The sequence below is a fragment of the Neobacillus sp. WH10 genome, from assembly GCF_030123405.1.
In the GTDB taxonomy this organism is placed as follows: Bacteria; Bacillota; Bacilli; order Bacillales; family Cytobacillaceae; genus Neobacillus.
This window is the reverse complement of record NZ_CP126110.1, coordinates 4,146,741-4,165,945: the sequence shown is the minus strand read 5'-3', so window position 1 is coordinate 4,165,945 and position 19,205 is coordinate 4,146,741. Positions and strand designations below refer to the sequence as shown.

Here is a 19,205-nt window from a genome sequence, read left to right as displayed (position 1 = left end):
AAGGCAAAAGCGATCGCTTTTGCCTTTTTATCGTTTTATGTCTTTGTGATATACTGGAAAAAGAAGTTGATGAAGAAAGGGTGACTCGGTTATGACATTAACAGATAGGGAAACTAACCTTTTGAATGAAATACGGTTATGGGAAAAAAATTTAATCAATTACGAGGCAAATGACTTTCAATTAACATATGACAAATATTTGGAGCGCTCTTTCTCGTTATTGCCTGAAAAGGTTCAACAGCAATTCTTTTCGGTCATAGATACATGGTTATTTCATTTACTTGGGATCATTCAAGGCTCACAACTTCAAATCGATGCAAAGGAAAGAATTCTCTCTTCGGGAAGGATTTTTAGCAAGGATATAATAGAAATATCAGACTTAAAGCAGTTAGATATTGATCAATTACAATACATAGCAGAGCAGCAAATAGCTAGACACCGTGTTTATTCGTTTGCCCAAGGGGGACTTGCAGGGACAGGAGGCACACTTCTTTTAGGCACCGACATTCCTGCAATGGCAGTCATTAATTTACGGGTCGTTCAATTAATTGCGATGACCTATGGCTTTGAAGTAAACACACCATATGAAATGATGACATCCCTAAAAGTATTTCATACAGCAACATTGCCGCCAAGAGTCCAAAAAGAGGGCTGGGCCTCGTTAATGGAGGAGTTAGAGGGAAATGATGAGCATTATTTTTATGAAGGTAATGAAAAGATTACCGATATCACCTGGCTGGAGCAGCCTGTTCAGCAATTATTAAAAGCGCTGGTCATTACATTGTTTAGAAAAAAAGTCATTCAGGGGATTCCGCTCGTCAGCATGGCCATTGGTGCAGGGGCTAATTATCAATTAACGAGAAAAGTAACAGATCTCGCACATAAATATTATCAACTTCGCTATCTCAAAGAAAAAGAGGAGTTTTTAGAATGAGTACTCAAGAACATAAAAAAGAAGCACCGAAGACGGTTAAATGTAAAGTCATAACAGTAAGTGATACAAGGGACAAGGAAACAGACAAAAGTGGTAAGCTGATGATCGAACTGCTTGAAGGAGCGGGGCATACGATTATGGATTATGTCATTGTTAAGGATGAATCAACGCCGATTCAACATGAGATCTTAAAAGGCTGCGCACGAGAGGATATTGATGTGATCCTAACGAATGGCGGGACAGGAATTGCCAAGCGTGATGTAACGATTGAAACCGTACAAAGTCTGCTCGAAAAAGAAATTGTCGGTTTTGGAGAATTGTTCAGGATGCTAAGCTATCAAGAAGATATCGGTTCTGCGGCAATCCTTTCCCGGGCGATTGCTGGAGTCGTTAAAAATAAGGCTGTTTTCTCAACTCCTGGTTCAACCGGAGCAGTAAAGCTAGCAATGAATAAATTAGTCCTGCCTGAGATAGGGCATGTAGTAAGGGAAATTAAAAAAGACTTATAAAAGTGAAAACTCCCTGAAATAGGGAGTTTTTTTATTGGTGCAATTTCGTGGATAGAGTCTGGTTCGCTCTGTACCAAAGCCATAAATCATTAATAATGGAGGCAAGGTCTGCGATATCTGTGTTCAATTGACAAGAGCGGGGGAAGTCATTTTCATTTGAAAGCTGTTCCTGCTTTTGGTTGATTTCCTGCTCAAGGTCTGCAATACGGTCAGGGATAGAACCGCGTATTTGCTCCCAATACAACAGAATCTCCTGCTGTGTTTCTTTGCTATATTCCTCCCAGTCCCCTGTTAATTCCGGCAGGGGAATACCAAGACGTTGATCAAAAGAAAAATGGTCTATCATATGGCTGCCTCCATGCTTTGTAATTGTTTTTATTTTACTATAGATTGGCAACCCATTCACGATAAAACTATTTTTATTTGAAAAAATATAAGGCACGAAGCAAAATGCTGCGTGCCTTTGTAGTTTATTTTTTATCCAGATCTTTTTCCGTCCTTACGATAAGAACATCACATGGTGCATACCGGGTAATATGTTCTGAAACACTTCCGATAAAAAACCTTTCCACTACATTCATTCCCGTAGCACCGCAGATGATTAAATCAACCTTGTGTTTTTTAGCCAAGTCTCTTGGGATCCTTATTTTAGGAGAGCCAAAATCAATTTCGTATTGAACATCTGTTAATCCAGCTTCTACAGCCTGCCTTTGATAATTTTCAAGCATATCTTTAGCCAGCTTTTCTGCGCGATCTCCAATTACAGTGTCGTAGGCTTCAATTAATGCAAATGATCTTGTGTCAATCACATGGACTAATAAAAGGTTTGCCTGATTTCGTTTAGCAATTTCAATCCCCTTTCGAAACGCCCAATCTGCTTCCTTTGATCCATCAATTGCAACTAAAATATTTTGATATTTGAGTCCCATGATTATCATCTCCTTACCTTGATTATACAATATTTAACAAGGTATAACTATTGCAATTTTTCGAACAATAATGAAGGTATTTATCAAGAAAGGGGAAATATACGATGGTAAAACGGGATCAAAATAGCAAATTTTCATTTGAATTTGATGAACAAGGTGTAAATGAAGTAAGCGAACAAATTAGGAATTCTTATAATAGTGGTTTTATTGGAGAAGGAACTGCCCTAGCTGACAGCAATGATTATGCTGCAGCAGAGGAGTAAATGGAATTTTCAAAGAGGAAAAGGCTGTCCATCACTTTGGACAGCCTTTTCCTTTTGTAACGATAGTCATCTGCCTTGGGAAATTCAGTAATGGAGGGCATTTACCCAAGAATTTGTTTTCAACTATGCATATTCTTTAGTGTGTGAAGTACTAAAAATGAGGAGGTAATATATGTATAATCACATAAATATGTTCCAGGTCATGCTGCTATAGCTTATGACCATTCCCTAAATTATGATAACAATGATTCTCGTATTTGGGGCAGACCGTTTGGCTTTGGAATGCCTTTCTTTGGAGGTTTTCCGTTTTTCATATAAAAGGGGAAAGTAAAAACTAATTGAAAAGAGGAGAGACAATATGACTACCGAAATGTATGGATTGCCCACTGATATAGATGAGAGGATTCATGGGTTTGGCGGCTTCGGCAGACCAGGCTTTGGCTTCGGCGGTTTCGGCAGACCAGGCTTTGGCTTCGGCGGTTTCGGCAGACCAGGCTTTGGCTTCGGCGGTTTTGGCAGACCAGGCTTTGGTTTCGGCGGCTTCGGCAGACCAGGCTTTGGCTTCGGCGGCTTTGGCAGACCAGGCTTTGGTTTTGGCCGTCCGTTTGGCTTTGGATTTGGGCTGCCGTTCTTGGGTGGATTAGCAGCCGGGGCATTATTAGCAGGTCCATATGGATACGGTTATGGATATGGATACCCATACCCTTACTATGATCCTTATTATCCTTACTATGATCCTTATTATCCTTACTATTAATACAATTCGTTATAAGAGCTTTGCCTTAGGGGTAAAGCTCTCACTATGTTCCAAAGAAGTATGCGATAAAAAGAACGGGGTTCCAATCTGTTGGTTGTTAAAATAAAAGTGCTTTCATTAAGATGCTTCATTGTTTCATTTTTCCAGTTGAAAAAGGATATAATATTATTAACTTGTTTTTTTGATGAATTATTTTATTTGGAGGGAAGGACATGCGGATTGGGGTACCTATAGAGATCAAAAATAATGAAAACCGTGTAGCGATGACACCGGCTGGAGTAGTTAACCTTGTGAAATTTGGCCATGAGGTTTTTATTGAAAAAGGAGCAGGGCTTGGCTCTGGGTTTTTAGATGAAGATTATAGCTCTGCAGGTGCGAAGCTAGTGGAAACCGCTAGTGAAGCATGGTCCATGGATATGGTGATGAAGGTAAAAGAACCTCTGCCAAGCGAATATCAATACTTCCGTGAAGGTTTAATTTTATTTACATATTTACATCTGGCACCTGAACCGGAATTAACTAAGGCGTTGATAGACAATAAAGTAGTAGGGATTGCCTATGAAACAGTACAGCTAACGAACAGAAGCTTGCCATTATTGACCCCAATGAGTGAGGTTGCCGGGAGGATGGCTGCGCAAGTAGGCGCTCAATTTTTGGAAAAGGTCTATGGCGGTAAGGGTATCCTCCTCTCAGGTGTCCCAGGAGTAAAAAGAGGAACCGTTACCATTATTGGCGGTGGTGTAGCAGGAACAAATGCGGCAAAAATGGCAATTGGTTTGGGTGCAAAGGTTACGATTATTGATTTAAATCCAGAACGTCTTCGTCAATTAGACGATATATTCGGTTCAGATGTAACAACATTAATGTCCAACCATTATAATATTGCCGAAGCGGTAAAGGAATCTGATTTAGTCATTGGCGCTGTTTTAATCCCTGGGGCGAAGGCCCCAAAGCTTGTCAGTGAAGGGATGATTCAATCGATGAAACCTGGCAGCGTTATTGTTGATATTGCTATTGACCAAGGGGGTATTTTTGAAACAACCGATCGAATCACTACACATGATAATCCAACATACGTGAAGCATGGTGTTGTTCATTACGCTGTAGCCAATATGCCCGGTGCGGTACCTAGAACTTCAACGATTGCATTAACAAACGTGACGGTTCCATATGCGGTTCAAATCGCCAATAAGGGCTATAAAAAGGCGTGTTTAGAAAATGAGGCGTTGTTAAAAGGAATCAATACTTACGGTGGATATGTGACCTATCAAGCAGTTGCTGAAGCGCATGGAGTCGAATATAAAGATACGAAAACATTACTTGAAAAATAAAGACGGTTTTTCAAGAATGTAGCGTTAATTTTGGGCTTGTAACCAATTCATGAGGACAGGTTTTATAGCATTATCATTAATTTGTCCTCATGCCTTTTCTATTAACACAATTTGGTCTCCATATTTTACTTTTATGTAAATTAAAAACCAGCTCCAAAAAGAAGCTGGTTTGAAAAACATAATATGAGCCGCATTTGCCGTAGTGAGATAAGAAAGTTTTAAACCACCACTCCTCAAAGTGGGTGTTCTCAGAAACCTTTCTGCGTGTCCTCCATGTCATATAGACAGAGGCCTGTCATTCCAGCTTCGATGTTTAAACTCCCTTTTACAGCTTAAAGGTTAAAACTTTATTATGATTACGCACAACGCAGCTTGTATTTGTATACTACATCAATTCCGACCAGAGTTCAATGGTAAAAAAACTCCAATTTCATTATTTAATTATTTGTAATTCTTTCGGGAATTTGGTTAAAATCTTTGCCCCGTCAGCGGTAATATAAATATCATCTTCAATTCTAACACCTGCTACGTCAGGTACATAAATTCCCGGTTCTATTGTATATACCATACCTTCTTCTATTACGAGCTGGTTCGTTTCGGTCATTGAAGGATATTCATGGACGCCTATTCCAAGGCCATGGCCTAAGCGATGTGGAAAATATTCTCCATATCCTGCGTCAGCAATAATTCGGCGTGCAGTAAGGTCAACTTCTGCTGCTGTAGCTCCAGGCTTACTTGCCTCAATGGCAGCGAGCTGCGCCTTTAAAACAGTATCATAAATGTCTTTTTGCTTGTCGTTAATGTCCCCGTAAGCGACCGTCCTCGTGATATCAGAACAATACCGATCGACCACAACCCCCAAATCGAATAACACGAGATCACCTTTGCGGATTTTTGTTTCTCCTGGGTTGCCGTGAGGTGAAGCGGCGTTAGAGCCGGTTAATACCATTGTCGAAAACGACATTTCGGTAACCCCCTTTTGCTTTAAAGCGTACTCTAAGGCATTAAGGACTTCCAGCTCTGTTTTACCTTCCTTTATTTCACTTACACCAAATTCCACTGCATAATCGGCAAGGGCGCAAGCTTCTTCAATAATTTTAAGTTCTTTGGCATCTTTAATCATGCGCAGCAGTCGTAATTTTTCTTCTGCAGAAACAAATGATGCCTTAGGGAACAAATGTGTAAGATGCTCATAGCGTTCGACATTCATATGTTCCTTTTCAATCGCCGCCTTAGAAACTCCATTAACTCTATTATTGATGGAATTATGAATCATTTCCCAAGGGTTTTCGATGTCGCTATAACCGATGATTTCATGCTCCCATCCGGATTGTTTAGCATCATGCACTTCCATCGCCGGGCAGACGAGGAACGGTTCTTCCTCTTGAAAAACTGCAAGTGCAAGCAATCGTTCATGTGGGTCAGTATAATAGCCGCTTAAATAAAATACATTTTCGGAAGAAGTAAGAAAGCTTACCTCAATCCCATTTTCCTTCATCCATGTTTGAAGCTTAATTAAACGCTGATTCATGTTTAGGGGTCCCCCTTTAAAAAGTTAAGAAGATAAATAAACACTTTGAGTATTTTACAGCTCCCGGTAGCTTATGTACTTCGCCCTTTTCTCTACGAGAAGTTAAAGTGCTCATGTCCATACACCGCTAAACGGGCTCTACCTCATTTCTTTATGAGAGTATCAAGATTAACAGAGAATGTAAACTATCTGACCTTATCTTACGCTAAAACAAGTGAGAGTTGGGAATAAATGTAGCAGGAATTCTATTTTTTTTATGGAAGTACATAATATAACAATATAAGAGGAGTTGGGATGATGAAAATTTCTTACCATGGACATGCAGTTGTTCAAATTCAAACAAATGGAAAAAAGATTTTAATAGACCCTTTTATTACCGGCAATCAATTAACGGACTTGACGGTTAAAGAAGTCATGCCGGACGTTATTATTTTATCCCATGGCCACAATGATCATGTTGGGGACACTGTCGAGCTAGCTAAGAAGAATAATGCCCTTGTTATTGCAAATGCGGAAATATCTGATTTTCTAAGCTGGCAAGGAGTTAATACTCACGCAATGCATATAGGCGGTGCCTATCAGTTTGAATTTGGTAAAGTTAAGCTGACACAGGCCTTCCATGGCTCAAGCTACACAACTGAAAAAAATGAGCTTATCTATTGCGGCATGCCTGCGGGAATTTTGTTTATGAACGAAGGAAAGACTATTTATCACGCAGGGGATACCGCGTTATTTTCTGATATGAAGCTAATCGGAGAACGGCATCCGATTGATATAGCCTTTTTGCCAATTGGCGACAATTTTACGATGGGGCCAGAAGATGCTGCCTTTGCAGCTAAACTATTGAATGCAAAGACGGTTGTGCCGATTCACTTTAATACCTTCCCGGTCATTAAACAAGACCCATATCAATTTATTGACATGCTAGATAATAAAAATGGGAAGGTATTGGCTCCAGGCGAGGCAATAGAAATTTAGACGGTTTACGAGTATTCACATACTTTTTTTGCTCCCGCCTGCATAAAGATGAAACAAGCAGTCTTTATGAAGGAGGAAAAGAGAGTGAAAAAGAACAGATATTTACTTTGCCTGCTGTTATGTGGATTTATGCTTTATTTTGCTGTTCCAAAATTATCAGTCACTGCAGAAGGGACACAGGGAATTTTCTCTATTGTATGGCTTTCATTTGCACTGATCGTGATTGCTGGAAATCTGACCGGGCTTCTCTATAGTCCAAAAAAACAAGTGCAAAGTCTCCAGTCGAAGCGTCAAATGAAGAACACCCGGTCTTATTAAATGGAATTCCATGACAATATAATATCCCGCATTGAATCAAGGCTTTCGAAACTTTATAATAGAATTTAGGGTATCTACCTAATAGACTAAATGACTAGGAATTCGAAATATAAAGGGTGAAGGTCTTGGCTACTAAGCATGAACAAATTTTACAATACATTGATGGACTTCCAATCGGGGAAAAAATATCAGTACGGCAAATCGCCAAAGCGATGACTGTAAGTGAAGGTACAGCCTATCGTGCGATTAAAGAAGCTGAAAACAAAGGATATGTCAGTACAATTGAACGAGTAGGCACAATTAGAATCGAACGGAAGAAGAAAGAAAATATTGAAAAGCTTACGTTTGCCGAAGTCGTAAACATTGTGGACGGGCAAGTATTAGGCGGAAGAACTGGCCTGCATAAAACTCTCAATAAATTTGTGATCGGCGCGATGAAATTAGAGGCCATGATGCGTTATACGGAGGCTGGTAACCTGTTAATTGTCGGGAACCGGACACAAGCACATGAGCTAGCTTTAAAAGCAGGAGCCGCCGTGCTGATCACAGGGGGATTTGACTCAGAAGAGCATGTAAAAAAGCTGGCAGATAAGCTAGAGTTACCGGTTATTTCAACAAGCTATGATACTTTTACTGTCGCCACAATGATTAATCGGGCTATTTACGACCAGTTAATAAAAAAGGAAATTATTTTAGTTGAAGATATTTTAACACCTCTTGCGGATACCTATTACCTATATACATCTGATAATGTGTCAAAATGGCATGAATATAATCAAAAAACAACGCATAGCCGCTATCCTGTAGTCGATCAAAATATGAAGATTCAGGGAATGGTGACAAGTAAAGATATTTTAGGCCAAGTTTTAGAAACGTCTATCGACAAAATTATGACGAAACACCCAATGACGGTTAATGGCAAGACAAGCGTTGCTTCTACAGCCCATACAATGGTCTGGGAAGGGATTGAGGTTCTTCCTGTTGCCGATGACTCAAACCGTTTAGAAGGGATTATCAGCAGGCAGGATGTATTAAAGGCACTGCAAATGAACCAACGACAGCCACAGGTTGGCGAAACCATCGATGATATTGTTACAAATCAAATGGTATTAATGCAGGGAAAACAAAAAGGCGAAGAAGTATATTCTTGCGAAGTGACGCCGCAAATGACCAATCATCTTGGTACCATTTCATACGGAGTATTTACAACTATTGTCGCTGATGCGGCCAACCGGGTATTACGAAGCTATAAAAAAGGCGACTTGGTAGTAGAAAATATGTCTATTTACTTTATTAAACCAGTTCAAATGGAGAGTACATTAGAAATTTTTCCTAGAATACTTGAAGTAGGACGGAAATTTGGGAAGGTAGATGTGGAAGTTTTTAATGAAGGCATATTAGTTGGAAAAGCGATGATGATGTGTCAATTGATTGACAGGAGCTAGAAAGGCGGAGTTGTCTCGCCGCTAGGATATATTCGAAAAAGCTAATGTTTTTCCTTCGTACGAGGTATTGCTTCCGAAGCTAATTCTTATGGAGCTTGACAGTTTTCGAAATCATAACCTAAGAAAGCCGCTTCTCAACTTGAGAAGCGGCTCGGTTTTATTTTTGGGCATCAAGCATGTTTGCTTCCTCAATTGCAAATGGAAGGTAGTGTTTATATTTTTTGAAACCGATCCAGCTGAATACGGCCCCATAAATAGTAAAAATGGCAGCGACAATATAAGAAACAGTTGATTCAGATATAAATATCAAATGATTAACACCAAATAAGCATACAAACAGACCTAGGGCAATATTTGATTTGGCGGAAAGCCATTTCTTTTCGACTTGACGGTTGCTTCTGAAGTATTTTGTTTTATAAAATAAATAGAAAGCAAATAACACGAAAATGAAAACGACAAGTACAAACATAATATGTTCCTCCAAGTTCTAAAAATCTTCTACTATTTTATCGTGTAATTAAAAAAAAAGCCATTATTGGTTCTTAAGGAGCAGTGTCTATGATTGAACAAATTTTATCGGTGATTGAACAATATGAAACGATCATTGTTCACCGTCACGTCCGTCCTGACCCGGATGCATATGGTTCACAAGGCGGTTTGGTTGCGATTTTACAAGAATCCTTTCCCGAAAAAAAGATTTATGCAGTTGGGCAGGAGGAGCCGACTCTACACTACATGCGCAGATTAGATGTGATTGAGGATGAGGTATACAATGGAGCATTGGTCATAGTTTGTGATACTGCTAATGCGGAAAGAATTTGTGACGGGCGCTACTCATTAGGAGAAAAGCTAATTAAAATTGACCATCATCCAAACGAAGATCCCTACGGAGATTTGTTATGGGTCGACACAACGGCAAGCTCATGCAGTGAAATGATCTATGAATTTTACTTAAACGGAAAAGATAAAGGATTAAAAATGAATGATGAAGCGGCAAGACTTTTATTTGCAGGAATTGTTGGGGATACGGGAAGGTTTCTTTTTCCAAGTTCAACAGATAAAACATTCGCTTTTGCTGGGGAATTGATTCACTACAATTTTTCACGTACAGAGCTTTTTGACAGGATGTATGAATTAGATCCTAATATAATTAAGTTAAAGGGGTATATTCTTCAAAATTTCGTGCTTCAGCCAAACGGTGTTGCATCTGTAATGCTCACAAAGGATTTATTAAAAGAATATGGTGCAAGGCCAACAGAAGCATCTTTACTTGTTGGTATTTTAGGAGATGTTAAAGGAATTAAAGCATGGGTCTTTTTCATTGAGGAAGACGATCAAATACGTGTTCGGCTCCGTTCAAAGGGACCGGTCATTAATGGAGTGGCACGGAAGTTTAAAGGAGGAGGACATCCACTTGCTTCAGGTGCATCCATGTATTCTTGGGATGAAGTTGATCATGTCTTAAAAGAATTAGACGAGGCATGTAAAACACATGCAAAATAGTGTTGATGGAAAAAGGGAACGGCCCAATTCCGGGCCGTTTTGTTAATATCTATCTCCAATCTATACGCCGCTAAACAGGCGCTTCCGCTTTTCTTATTCAAATTGAATTTCAAGCTGAATCGTTAAGGTTGTGTAAATAACCATTTCTTTTATCTTCAGTGTGTATCTTTTTTCATAGATTTTTACCGGTTTGTTCTCGATAACTTTTTTTATGAGATCCTTGCTTTTATAGACTGTCTCTAAATCCTTTGCCAGCATCATACTAATATCATCTCGAACAGAGTTTTCCGTCTCAAGAACACTTAATGAATCCAGTTTGTATTTTTCAGAGTTGATGATTTTTATATTAATCTTCTGGACAGTAAGTTGTTCAATATTGCGTTTATTCATTTCCTTATATTCTTCCTGCCATATTTTTTTCTCATTGTTTAAATCAACAATGTCCTCCTGCTGCTTTCGAATTAATTCCGTATTTTCTTCTTGCCAGACACCGTAAATATATAAAAAGATACACCAGCTTATGGCGCCGCCAATAGCCATCCCAGCAAAAAAACGCTGCCATGCAGGTCTGCGGTACAATGGCGGAATTCTCATGATGAAATATACTCCTGGGTGAGCCAATTAATAATGAGGGCTCCTGTCTGGGCGCCGCCCAAAGCAGAAAGGATTAATAAAAATTGTTTAAAAAGATCCTTTGTACCAGCATCCAAAAGGCCTTTTTCAAATGTGTAAACCGTATCAAATGTCCCACCGATTGCCGCTACAATTGCCCAAATTCTAAGTGAACTAGATAAGCGATAAACGGTTGTAAGCGGAGGTTGACCGGTTAAAAAGGCTGCAATTCCGCCAATTAATGAACCACCAAGCAGGACGCCTAAGGCTATAAAATAGCTTTCGATAAAAGCTGGAAAAAAACCAATTTCTTTCATCCCTTCAACCGCCTTCATACAAGATCAAAAATGTCTATATTCATTTATATGGACAAAGGTTATTGAATATGTTTTTAGGCGATAGGAAAGTAAAACTTTCCTATCAGGCATAAGTGCAACTACGCATCTGTCTTCGCCCTTTAGGGGCTCGCCAATCGGCGAGTTTTCTTTAAAAAACAGAACGTATTTTCCTTTTTTGTGATAAAGATTTATAATAAATGATAGATATTAAGTTTAAGGAACGGTGAGGCAATATGTCTTTTATTCACCTTCATGTTAATAGTGCCTATAGTTTGTTAACAAGTACTGCATCCGTCCCGGATTTAATCGAAAATGCAAAGAGAAAAGGATATACCGACCTCGCACTAACCGACAGAAATGTCATGTACGGTACTATTGAATTTTATAAGCTTTGTAAGAAAAATAATTTGAAACCGATTATTGGGTTAACGGTTGATGTGGAAAGTGAAATCACCGCGACCGAATCCTATCCGCTTGTATTACTGGCAGAAAATGAGAAGGGATTTAGAAATCTTTTAAAAATTTCCAGTGCGGTTCAGACAAAGACCGATAACGGAATTCCGCTAAAATGGCTGAAGCATTATTCGGAGGGGCTCATTGCTATAACACCTGGTCTTGAGGGGGAAATTGAACAGTCCCTTTTAAACGGAAACGAGGAGATGGCAAGGAAGCTAATTAGAAAATTAGACTCCATTTTTGGCAGTGGCAACTTCTTCCTCTCACTTCAAAATCATCTTCTTGAACAAGAGGCGAAAATTAGGAAACAGTTTCTCGCGATTTCAGATGAGTTTCAAGTGCCCGTTGTTGCAACCAACAGGGTGCATTATTTGGAAAAAGAAGATATGTTTGCTCATGAATGTTTGCTGGCAATCAAGAATGGCGACAAATTGCAGGATGAGTATAGAGAAAAACTGGAAAGTGATCAATTTTATTTGAAAACAGCAGAAGAAATGGTCGAATGCTTTTCAGAAGTTCCTGATGCTCTAGAAAATACACTCCGGATTGCTAAAAGGTGCACCGTAAATATTGAACTAAATAAAACCTACTTACCTACCTTTCCGACTGAAAATGATATGCTTGCAGAGGATTACCTTGAGATGCTGTGTAGGAAGGGACTACATGAACGCTTTACCGCGCCTTCCCAGGAATATTATGACCGGCTATCCTTTGAATTAGCGGTAATCAAGCGAATGAAATTTAGCAACTACTTTTTAATTGTTTGGGATTTTATGAGGTTTGCGCGTGAAAAAGGGATTTTGACCGGGCCAGGACGGGGCTCTGCAGCAGGATCGCTTGTTGCCTATGTTTTATATATTACCGATGTGGATCCGATTAATCACCACCTATTGTATGAGCGGTTTTTAAATCCTGAACGGGTTTCGATGCCTGATATTGATATTGATTTTCCTGACCATCGCCGTGATGAAGTGATCGAATATGTCGCACAAAAATACGGCGAACTCCATGTCGCGCAAATTGTAACCTTTGGAACACTTGCAGCAAAAGCAGCAGTAAGAGATGTCGGCAGGGCTTTCGGATTAAATTCAAAAGAATTGGAGCAATTGTCCCGGCTGATCCCGTCCCGTTTAGGCATTGACCTTCAAACTGCCTATAAAGAATCTGAATCGTTAAGAAGGTTTGTCAATGAGGCACCGCTAAACCGCAAGCTTTTTGACACAGCCTTAAAGCTCGAAGGTCTGCCTCGGCATACCTCCACACATGCTGCAGGTGTGGTCATAAGCGAGAAGCAGCTTATAGATTTAATTCCGATTCAACGCGGGTCAAACCATGTTTACTTAACGCAATACTCTATGGAGTACCTCGAAGAAATTGGCCTTCTGAAAATGGATTTCCTTGGCCTCAGAAATTTATCACTTATTGAAACAATCTTGTCCTCTATTTATCGTCATACTGGAAGGAAAGTAGATATAAGACGAATTCCATTAGATGACACCAAGACCTTTGAATTACTGGCTAGGGGTGAAACAACAGGCATTTTCCAGTTAGAATCGGAAGGTATGAGGAAGGTATTAACCCGGTTAAAGCCTTCACGCTTTGAGGATATTGTCGCAGTCAATGCCTTGTACCGTCCGGGACCGATGGAAAATATTCCGCTCTTTATAGACCGAAAACATGGTAGTAAGGCGGTAGAATATCCTCACCCGGATTTACAGCCGATCCTTGAGAATACATATGGTGTCATTGTCTATCAAGAGCAAATCATGCAGATTGCTTCGAAAATGTCGGGATTCTCACTCGGTGAAGCAGACCTTTTACGACGGGCAGTTGGAAAAAAACAAAAAGAAGTACTGGACAAAGAGCGGAATCATTTCGTCCAAGGAGCACTGAAAAAGGGGTATCAGCAAGCACTTGCCAATGAAATATATGATTTAATTGTTAGGTTTGCTAACTATGGCTTTAACCGAAGCCACGCTGTTGCCTATAGTATGATTGCCTATCAGCTGGCCTATTTTAAGTCGAATTATCCGGTTCATTTTATGGCAGGACTGCTTTCTTCAGCAATCGGTAATGATACAAAAATTGCTCAATACATTTTAGAAACAAGGCAAAAGGAAATTGATGTCCTGCCGCCATCCATTAATCATAGTACGTACTCATTCCAGGTAGAAAATACGGGATCCATTCGCTACAGTCTTGCAGCTATCAAAAGTGTCGGCGCTGCCGCTTTAAAGGAAATTTTTAAAACAAGGAAGAGAAAGAAATTTGATGATTTATTTGATTTTTGTATAAAGGTTTCGAATAAAGCGATTAACAGAAAAACACTTGAGTTCCTTGTTCACTCTGGATGTTTCGATGAATTTGGTGAAGATCGGGCTGTTCTGCTTGCCAGCTTGGATGTTGCCATTGAACATGCACAAATCTTCAAACCGGATGATTCCAATCAATTTGATTTATTTGAAGATGAAATGATTCCAAAACCGAAATATGTTCATGTCGACCCTATTAGTCTTGAAAATAAGCTGGCATTTGAAAAAGAGGCGCTTGGCTTTTACCTTTCTGATCACCCCATCTCTATTTATGAAAAAGATCTCAAGCGGAGTGGGGTATATATGTTATATCAATTAAGAAGTGATAATAAAAGGGCCGCTTCTGGTGTTTTTATTTCAGCGATGAAATCGATTCGAACCAAAAAAGGTGACTCGATGGCCTTTTTAACGATAAGTGATGCAAGCGGTGAAATGGAGGCAGTCGTATTTCCTGCTATTTATAAAAAATTCCAGTCATTATTTCGGCAGGGGAATTTTGTTCTGATTGAGGGGAAAATAGAAGAGCGGGATGGGAAACTTCAATTTATAATTCAACAGGTATCAGATTTAGAACAATGGTTAAAAACAAGAGCAGCAAAACACCCGGTATTATATTTAAAAATTACCTCAAGCCAGCAGGATGAGCAATTGCTGCAAAAAATAAATCAGCTGCTGAAAGAAAATAAAGGGGATGCTGGTGTTATTTTGCATGATGAAGTTACCAAAAAAACAGTTAGGTTAGCGACAGAAAACAATGTCAATCCAACCCCTGAAGTACAGCAGCAATTAAGAAATCTACTTGGATCAAAAAATGTTGTCTTGAAAGATTAATTCTTTACAACTTTCGAAGATATGTTATAGTGGTAGAGGAGACGAGTGTGGTCTGACCACTATAGTTGGAGTTTGATTAAATGGGATGTTTATTTATTTTTTTGAATTATTTAAGGGGTGACAGATCTTGACTTTACGTGAAGAAGCATTACATATGCATCGAATTAATAAAGGAAAGTTAGAGTCGAAATCAAAAGTTCCAGTTCGAAATGCAAAGGATTTAAGTTTAGCCTATTCACCAGGTGTGGCAGAGCCATGTAAAGATATTTATGAAAAACCGGAAACAGTTTACGATTATACCATGAAAGGAAACATGGTCGCTGTGGTTTCCGATGGCACGGCTGTTCTGGGTCTCGGTAATATTGGCCCTGAAGCAGCGCTTCCTGTAATGGAGGGCAAGGCCGTTCTCTTTAAAAGCTTTGCTGGTGTTGATGCCTTTCCAATCTGTTTAAATACTACAGATGTAGACAAAATTGTTGAAACGGTTAAACTTCTTGAGCCGACCTTTGGGGGAGTAAATCTTGAAGATATTGCCGCACCAAATTGTTTTGTCATTGAGGAAAGATTGAAGAAGGAAGCGAATATTCCAATTTTTCATGATGACCAGCATGGAACAGCTATTGTTACGGTTGCAGGTCTTGTCAATGCCCTTAAATTGATTGGAAAGAAAATGACTGAAATAAAAATAGTTGCAAGCGGTGCAGGTGCAGCAGGGATTGCAATTATTAAGTTGTTATATAGCTATGGTGTAAGAGATATTATTATGTGTGATACTAAGGGTGCGATTTACGAAGGCCGCCCACATGGTATGAATGTGGTCAAAGCGGAAGTGGCGAAATTTACCAATCGCGAAAACTTAACGGGAAGTCTCGCAGATGTGATCAAAGGTGCCGATGTATTTATTGGAGTATCTGTTGCCGGAGCACTTACAAAAGAAATGGTAGCATCTATGAATCCAGATTCGATTATTTTTGCCATGGCCAACCCAGACCCAGAGATTATGCCTGATGAAGCAAAAGCAGCAGGGGCAAAAGTCGTTGGAACCGGCCGTTCTGATTTTCCAAACCAAGTAAACAATGTTCTTGCCTTCCCAGGAATTTTCCGTGGAGCACTTGATGTTCGTGCAACACATATTAACGAAAAAATGAAAGTTGCTGCAGTGGAAGCCATTGCCGGCTTAATTAGTGAGGATGAACTTAATGCAGACTATGTCATTCCAGCTCCTTTTGACCCAAGAGTAGCTCCAAATGTAGCTGCTGCTGTTGCAAAAGCAGCAATGGAAACTGGTGTAGCCCGAATTAAGGTAGATCCTGAGGATGTAAAAGAAAAAACACAGAGGCTCGCGATTATTGGCAAAAGTGAGTGATTAAGTAAGTGGCGAATACCAAAGTATATTTAGAGATTGTAAAACAGTTACGAGAAATGATAACTATTGATGGACTTAAGACTGGAGATAAGATTCCTTCAGAACGGGAATTATCAGAGCGCCTGAATTTCGGGCGCTCTTCCGTTCGCGAAGCTCTTAGGGCATTGGAATTACTTGGATTAATCGAAACAAGGCGGGGCGAAGGGACATTTATTAGAGATTTTCGCGGCCACCAGCTGGTCCAGCTTCTCAGTACATTCATTTTACAGGATGAAAAAGCAAAACACGATGTATTCGAAACCAAAAACTATATTGAAATGGATTGTCTGCGCTTAGCACTGAAAAAAGTCGATAATCGACATATTGCAACATTAAAGGAATGGGTCATAAAAGCAGAAAACTTTTCAGATGATGAGTTTTTTCATCGGATTATTGAGATTTCAGATAACCACTTATTCTTAAGAATGTGGCTAATTTTAAAGGAATATTATTATTCACTAAATAATCAACCTGTAGACTATCAGCGGGGAGACTATCTTGTTTTGCTAGAAGCTTTGGGAGAAAAGGATGCAGGAAAAACACTTTCTGCATATGGTAAACTTCGAAATTTGTCTGATTTTAACGACAAATACTAACAGATTTTGAACTTTTTTTATTTTATAGTGTAAGCTATACAAGCCCAGAAATAAGGGTGTTTTTAATTATCCAGTGGTCTGACCACTTTTGGGAGTTTTCAGGTATGAAGTTGACGTAGGATAGACAGACTTCTGAATAGCAAAAGATGGAGATTCTTGCCCTTTGGCAAGTCTGTGTTATACAAGGAGGTTTTATTTTGGCTCTTAAAGATCTATTTACAAAAAATCAACCGAAAAAGAAAAAATATGCAACAATTCCAACAGAAACTGCTAAAAGTGACGTACCTGAAGGGATTATGACAAAGTGCCCTTCTTGTAAGAAAATCATGTATACAAAGGAATTATTAAAAAATACGAAGGTCTGTTTACATTGCGGCTTTCATTTCCAAATGAATGCAAAAGAGCGCATTGACAGCTTTATTGATGAGGGTAGTTTTGTAGAAATCAATGAAAACATGGTGTCTGAAAATCCATTGAATTTCCCAGACTATCTTGAAAAGCTAGAAAAAGATCGGCAAAAAAGTAAGTTAAACGAGGCCGTTGTCACTGGAATGGGAACGGTTAATGGTCAAAAGATTGTATTGGCTATTATGGATGCTTCTTTCCGTATGGGGAGTATGGGCTCTGTTGTAGGTGAAAAAATTACCCTTGCGATTGAAAAAGCAGATGAACTTTCACTTCCATTCATCATTTTCACTGCATCAGGTGGTGCTAGAATGCAGGAGGGTGCCTTAAGCTTGATGCAGATGGCCAAAACAAGTGTTGCGTTAAAAAGGTTTAGCAATAATGGCGGGTTAATCATTTCCATTATGACACACCCAACAACGGGCGGTGTATCTGCTAGTTTCGCCTCATTGGGCGATTACAACTTTGCTGAGCCTGGTGCACTAATTGCTTTCGCCGGCCGCAGAGTCATTGAACAATCTATTCGTGAAGAACTGCCGGAAGATTTTCAAACTGCCGAGTTTCTTTTAAAACACGGTCAGTTGGATGCAATTATTTCACGTATCGATTTAGTTGAGAAAATCACGAACATTTTAGAAATTCATCAACCAGGTGGTGAGATCGAATGGTAGGGGAATTAGAGTTTGAACGCCCGATTGTGGAATTAAGAAAGAAAATCTCTGAATTAAAAGAGTTCACGAAAACAGCTGATGTCGATTTAAGTTCTGAAATTGTAAAATTAGAGGCACGGCTCGAAAAGCTAGAGCAGGATATATATGAAAATATTAAGCCATGGGATCGCGTGCAAATAGCACGTCTTGCGAATAGGCCGACAACACTTGATTATATTTCTTACCTATTTGAAGGCTTCTTCGAATGCCATGGAGACCGTACTTATGCAGATGATGAGGCCATCGTGGGCGGTGTTGCTAAATTTAAAGGACTTCCTGTTACCGTTATCGGTCACCAACGGGGGAAAGATACGAAAGAGAATATTCGCAGAAACTTTGGGATGCCCCATCCTGAAGGCTACCGAAAAGCATTACGCTTGATGAAGCAGGCTGATAAATTTAATCGCCCAATCATTTGTTTTATTGATACGAAAGGTGCTTATCCAGGGAAAGCTGCGGAAGAACGCGGCCAAAGTGAAGCGATTGCCCGTAATCTTTTTGAAATGGCTGGTCTTAAAGTTCCGGTTATTTGTATTGTTATTGGTGAAGGTGGAAGCGGTGGTGCCCTTGCACTTGGCGTCGGCAACCGCATATACATGCTCGAAAACTCAACCTACTCTGTTATTTCTCCTGAAGGAGCGGCAGCTATTTTGTGGAAGGATGCATCCCTTGCCAAAAATGCGGCTGAGACAATGAGGATTACAGCCCCTGACTTAAAAGAACTGGGTGTCATTGATGATATTATTCCTGAAATTAAAGGCGGAGCCCATAAGGATATCAAAAAGCAAGCAGAAGGAATAGAAAAGGTCCTTAAAATGTCTCTTCAGCAGTTACTTAAACTATCAGAAGATGAATTAATAGCTGACCGTTATAATCGATTCAGGACAATAGGAGAATACACCATATTGAAGGATTACATTGGTGTAAATTAAAAAAATCGTGCTCATTAGGGCACGATTTTTTAAAAATATAATAAAATGCGAACTTTGAGAAATATTCATTTACAGTGCCTAGGAGCTTGGAGGCATAAGCCTTTCAGCAA

General features: G+C 39.5%; 20 protein-coding genes and 1 other RNA gene. 14 read left to right on the top strand and 7 right to left on the bottom strand.

Features of this window, described 5'->3' with window-relative positions; all coding sequences use genetic code 11:
- Positions 1-91: 91 nt before the first annotated feature.
- Together QNH20_RS20385 and QNH20_RS20380 are read left to right on the top strand one after the other, a co-directional pair.
- Positions 92-934, top strand: coding sequence for an EcsC family protein (locus QNH20_RS20385; RefSeq protein WP_283919789.1), 843 nt, complete (start codon positions 92-94; stop codon positions 932-934).
- Positions 931-1,443 (top strand): MogA/MoaB family molybdenum cofactor biosynthesis protein, encoded by a 513-nt coding sequence (locus tag QNH20_RS20380; RefSeq protein WP_283919788.1) that lies wholly within the window; start codon positions 931-933, stop codon positions 1,441-1,443. The genes QNH20_RS20385 and QNH20_RS20380 overlap by 4 nt, the downstream gene beginning before the upstream one ends.
- 31 nt (positions 1,444-1,474) lie before the next feature.
- On the opposite strand, the gene QNH20_RS20375 is transcribed toward QNH20_RS20380, so the two are convergent.
- Together QNH20_RS20375 and QNH20_RS20370 are read right to left on the bottom strand one after the other, a co-directional pair.
- On the bottom strand, positions 1,475-1,789 hold the full coding sequence (locus tag QNH20_RS20375; protein WP_283919787.1) for a hypothetical protein: 315 nt from the start codon (positions 1,787-1,789) through the stop codon (positions 1,475-1,477).
- A gap of 124 nt (positions 1,790-1,913) precedes the next feature.
- Complete coding sequence (locus QNH20_RS20370) at positions 1,914-2,372, bottom strand: universal stress protein (protein ID WP_283919786.1); 459 nt, start codon at positions 2,370-2,372, stop codon at positions 1,914-1,916.
- Between the two features lie 104 nt (positions 2,373-2,476).
- Here QNH20_RS20370 and QNH20_RS20365 point away from each other — a divergent pair, with 104 nt between their 5' ends.
- From QNH20_RS20365 to ald, 3 genes are all read left to right on the top strand, one after another.
- Positions 2,477-2,635 carry a hypothetical protein gene (locus QNH20_RS20365; protein ID WP_283919785.1) on the top strand — a complete coding sequence of 53 codons (159 nt, stop codon included), beginning with the start codon at positions 2,477-2,479 and terminating at the stop codon, positions 2,633-2,635.
- A 358-nt stretch (positions 2,636-2,993) separates the two neighbouring features.
- The gene (locus QNH20_RS20360; protein WP_481857990.1) at positions 2,994-3,392 is read left to right on the top strand and encodes a hypothetical protein; all 399 of its coding nucleotides are present in this window, start codon (positions 2,994-2,996) and stop codon (positions 3,390-3,392) included.
- A gap of 212 nt (positions 3,393-3,604) precedes the next feature.
- A complete protein-coding gene (ald, locus tag QNH20_RS20355; RefSeq protein WP_283919784.1) occupies positions 3,605-4,723 on the top strand; it encodes an alanine dehydrogenase in 1,119 nt (372 codons plus the stop codon).
- A gap of 181 nt (positions 4,724-4,904) precedes the next feature.
- Here the strand turns inward: ald and ssrS are convergent.
- Together ssrS and QNH20_RS20345 are read right to left on the bottom strand one after the other, a co-directional pair.
- Positions 4,905-5,100: non-coding RNA, 6S RNA (gene ssrS / locus QNH20_RS20350), on the bottom strand.
- Positions 5,101-5,156: 56 nt separating this feature from the next.
- Positions 5,157-6,254, bottom strand: coding sequence for a M24 family metallopeptidase (locus QNH20_RS20345; protein ID WP_283919783.1), 1,098 nt, complete (start codon positions 6,252-6,254; stop codon positions 5,157-5,159).
- Positions 6,255-6,551: 297 nt separating this feature from the next.
- On the opposite strand from QNH20_RS20345, the gene QNH20_RS20340 reads away from it, so the two are divergent.
- From QNH20_RS20340 to QNH20_RS20330, 3 genes are all read left to right on the top strand, one after another.
- On the top strand, positions 6,552-7,232 hold the full coding sequence (locus QNH20_RS20340) for a metal-dependent hydrolase (protein WP_283923461.1): 681 nt from the start codon (positions 6,552-6,554) through the stop codon (positions 7,230-7,232).
- Positions 7,233-7,316: 84 nt separating this feature from the next.
- Positions 7,317-7,550 carry a hypothetical protein gene (locus QNH20_RS20335; protein ID WP_283919782.1) on the top strand — a complete coding sequence of 78 codons (234 nt, stop codon included), beginning with the start codon at positions 7,317-7,319 and terminating at the stop codon, positions 7,548-7,550.
- 125 nt (positions 7,551-7,675) lie between these two features.
- Positions 7,676-8,995 carry a CBS domain-containing protein gene (locus tag QNH20_RS20330; protein ID WP_283919781.1) on the top strand — a complete coding sequence of 440 codons (1,320 nt, stop codon included), beginning with the start codon at positions 7,676-7,678 and terminating at the stop codon, positions 8,993-8,995.
- A 157-nt stretch (positions 8,996-9,152) separates the two neighbouring features.
- Here the strand turns inward: QNH20_RS20330 and QNH20_RS20325 are convergent, their stop codons facing one another.
- Positions 9,153-9,464, bottom strand: a complete 312-nt coding sequence (locus QNH20_RS20325) for a YtpI family protein (protein WP_283919780.1) — start codon at positions 9,462-9,464, stop codon at positions 9,153-9,155.
- Positions 9,465-9,553: 89 nt separating this feature from the next.
- Here QNH20_RS20325 and QNH20_RS20320 point away from each other — a divergent pair, with 89 nt between their 5' ends.
- Positions 9,554-10,498, top strand: a complete 945-nt coding sequence (locus QNH20_RS20320) for a DHH family phosphoesterase (protein ID WP_283919779.1) — start codon at positions 9,554-9,556, stop codon at positions 10,496-10,498.
- Positions 10,499-10,591: 93 nt separating this feature from the next.
- On the opposite strand, the gene ytrI is transcribed toward QNH20_RS20320, so the two are convergent.
- Both ytrI and ytrH read right to left on the bottom strand, forming a co-directional pair.
- Positions 10,592-11,092, bottom strand: a complete 501-nt coding sequence (gene ytrI, locus QNH20_RS20315; RefSeq protein ID WP_283919778.1) for a sporulation membrane protein YtrI — start codon at positions 11,090-11,092, stop codon at positions 10,592-10,594.
- Positions 11,089-11,427, bottom strand: a complete 339-nt coding sequence (gene ytrH / locus QNH20_RS20310; protein ID WP_283919777.1) for a sporulation membrane protein YtrH — start codon at positions 11,425-11,427, stop codon at positions 11,089-11,091. Before ytrH ends, ytrI begins: the two co-directional genes overlap by 4 nt.
- A gap of 254 nt (positions 11,428-11,681) precedes the next feature.
- On the opposite strand from ytrH, the gene dnaE reads away from it, so the two are divergent.
- The 5 genes from dnaE (at position 11,682) to accA (ending at position 19,095) form a co-directional block, all read left to right on the top strand.
- The gene (dnaE, locus tag QNH20_RS20305) at positions 11,682-15,047 is read left to right on the top strand and encodes a DNA polymerase III subunit alpha (protein WP_283919776.1); all 3,366 of its coding nucleotides are present in this window, start codon (positions 11,682-11,684) and stop codon (positions 15,045-15,047) included.
- A 127-nt stretch (positions 15,048-15,174) separates the two neighbouring features.
- Positions 15,175-16,413, top strand: coding sequence for an NADP-dependent malic enzyme (gene ystJ, locus QNH20_RS20300; RefSeq protein WP_283919775.1), 1,239 nt, complete (start codon positions 15,175-15,177; stop codon positions 16,411-16,413).
- An 8-nt stretch (positions 16,414-16,421) separates the two neighbouring features.
- Complete coding sequence (locus QNH20_RS20295) at positions 16,422-17,048, top strand: FadR/GntR family transcriptional regulator (protein WP_283919774.1); 627 nt, start codon at positions 16,422-16,424, stop codon at positions 17,046-17,048.
- A 146-nt stretch (positions 17,049-17,194) separates the two neighbouring features.
- Positions 17,195-18,124, top strand: a complete 930-nt coding sequence (accD, locus tag QNH20_RS20290; protein ID WP_283919773.1) for an acetyl-CoA carboxylase, carboxyltransferase subunit beta — start codon at positions 17,195-17,197, stop codon at positions 18,122-18,124.
- Positions 18,118-19,095 carry an acetyl-CoA carboxylase carboxyl transferase subunit alpha gene (gene accA / locus QNH20_RS20285; protein ID WP_283919772.1) on the top strand — a complete coding sequence of 326 codons (978 nt, stop codon included), beginning with the start codon at positions 18,118-18,120 and terminating at the stop codon, positions 19,093-19,095. Before accD ends, accA begins: the two co-directional genes overlap by 7 nt.
- The last annotated feature ends 110 nt before the right edge of the window (positions 19,096-19,205 follow it).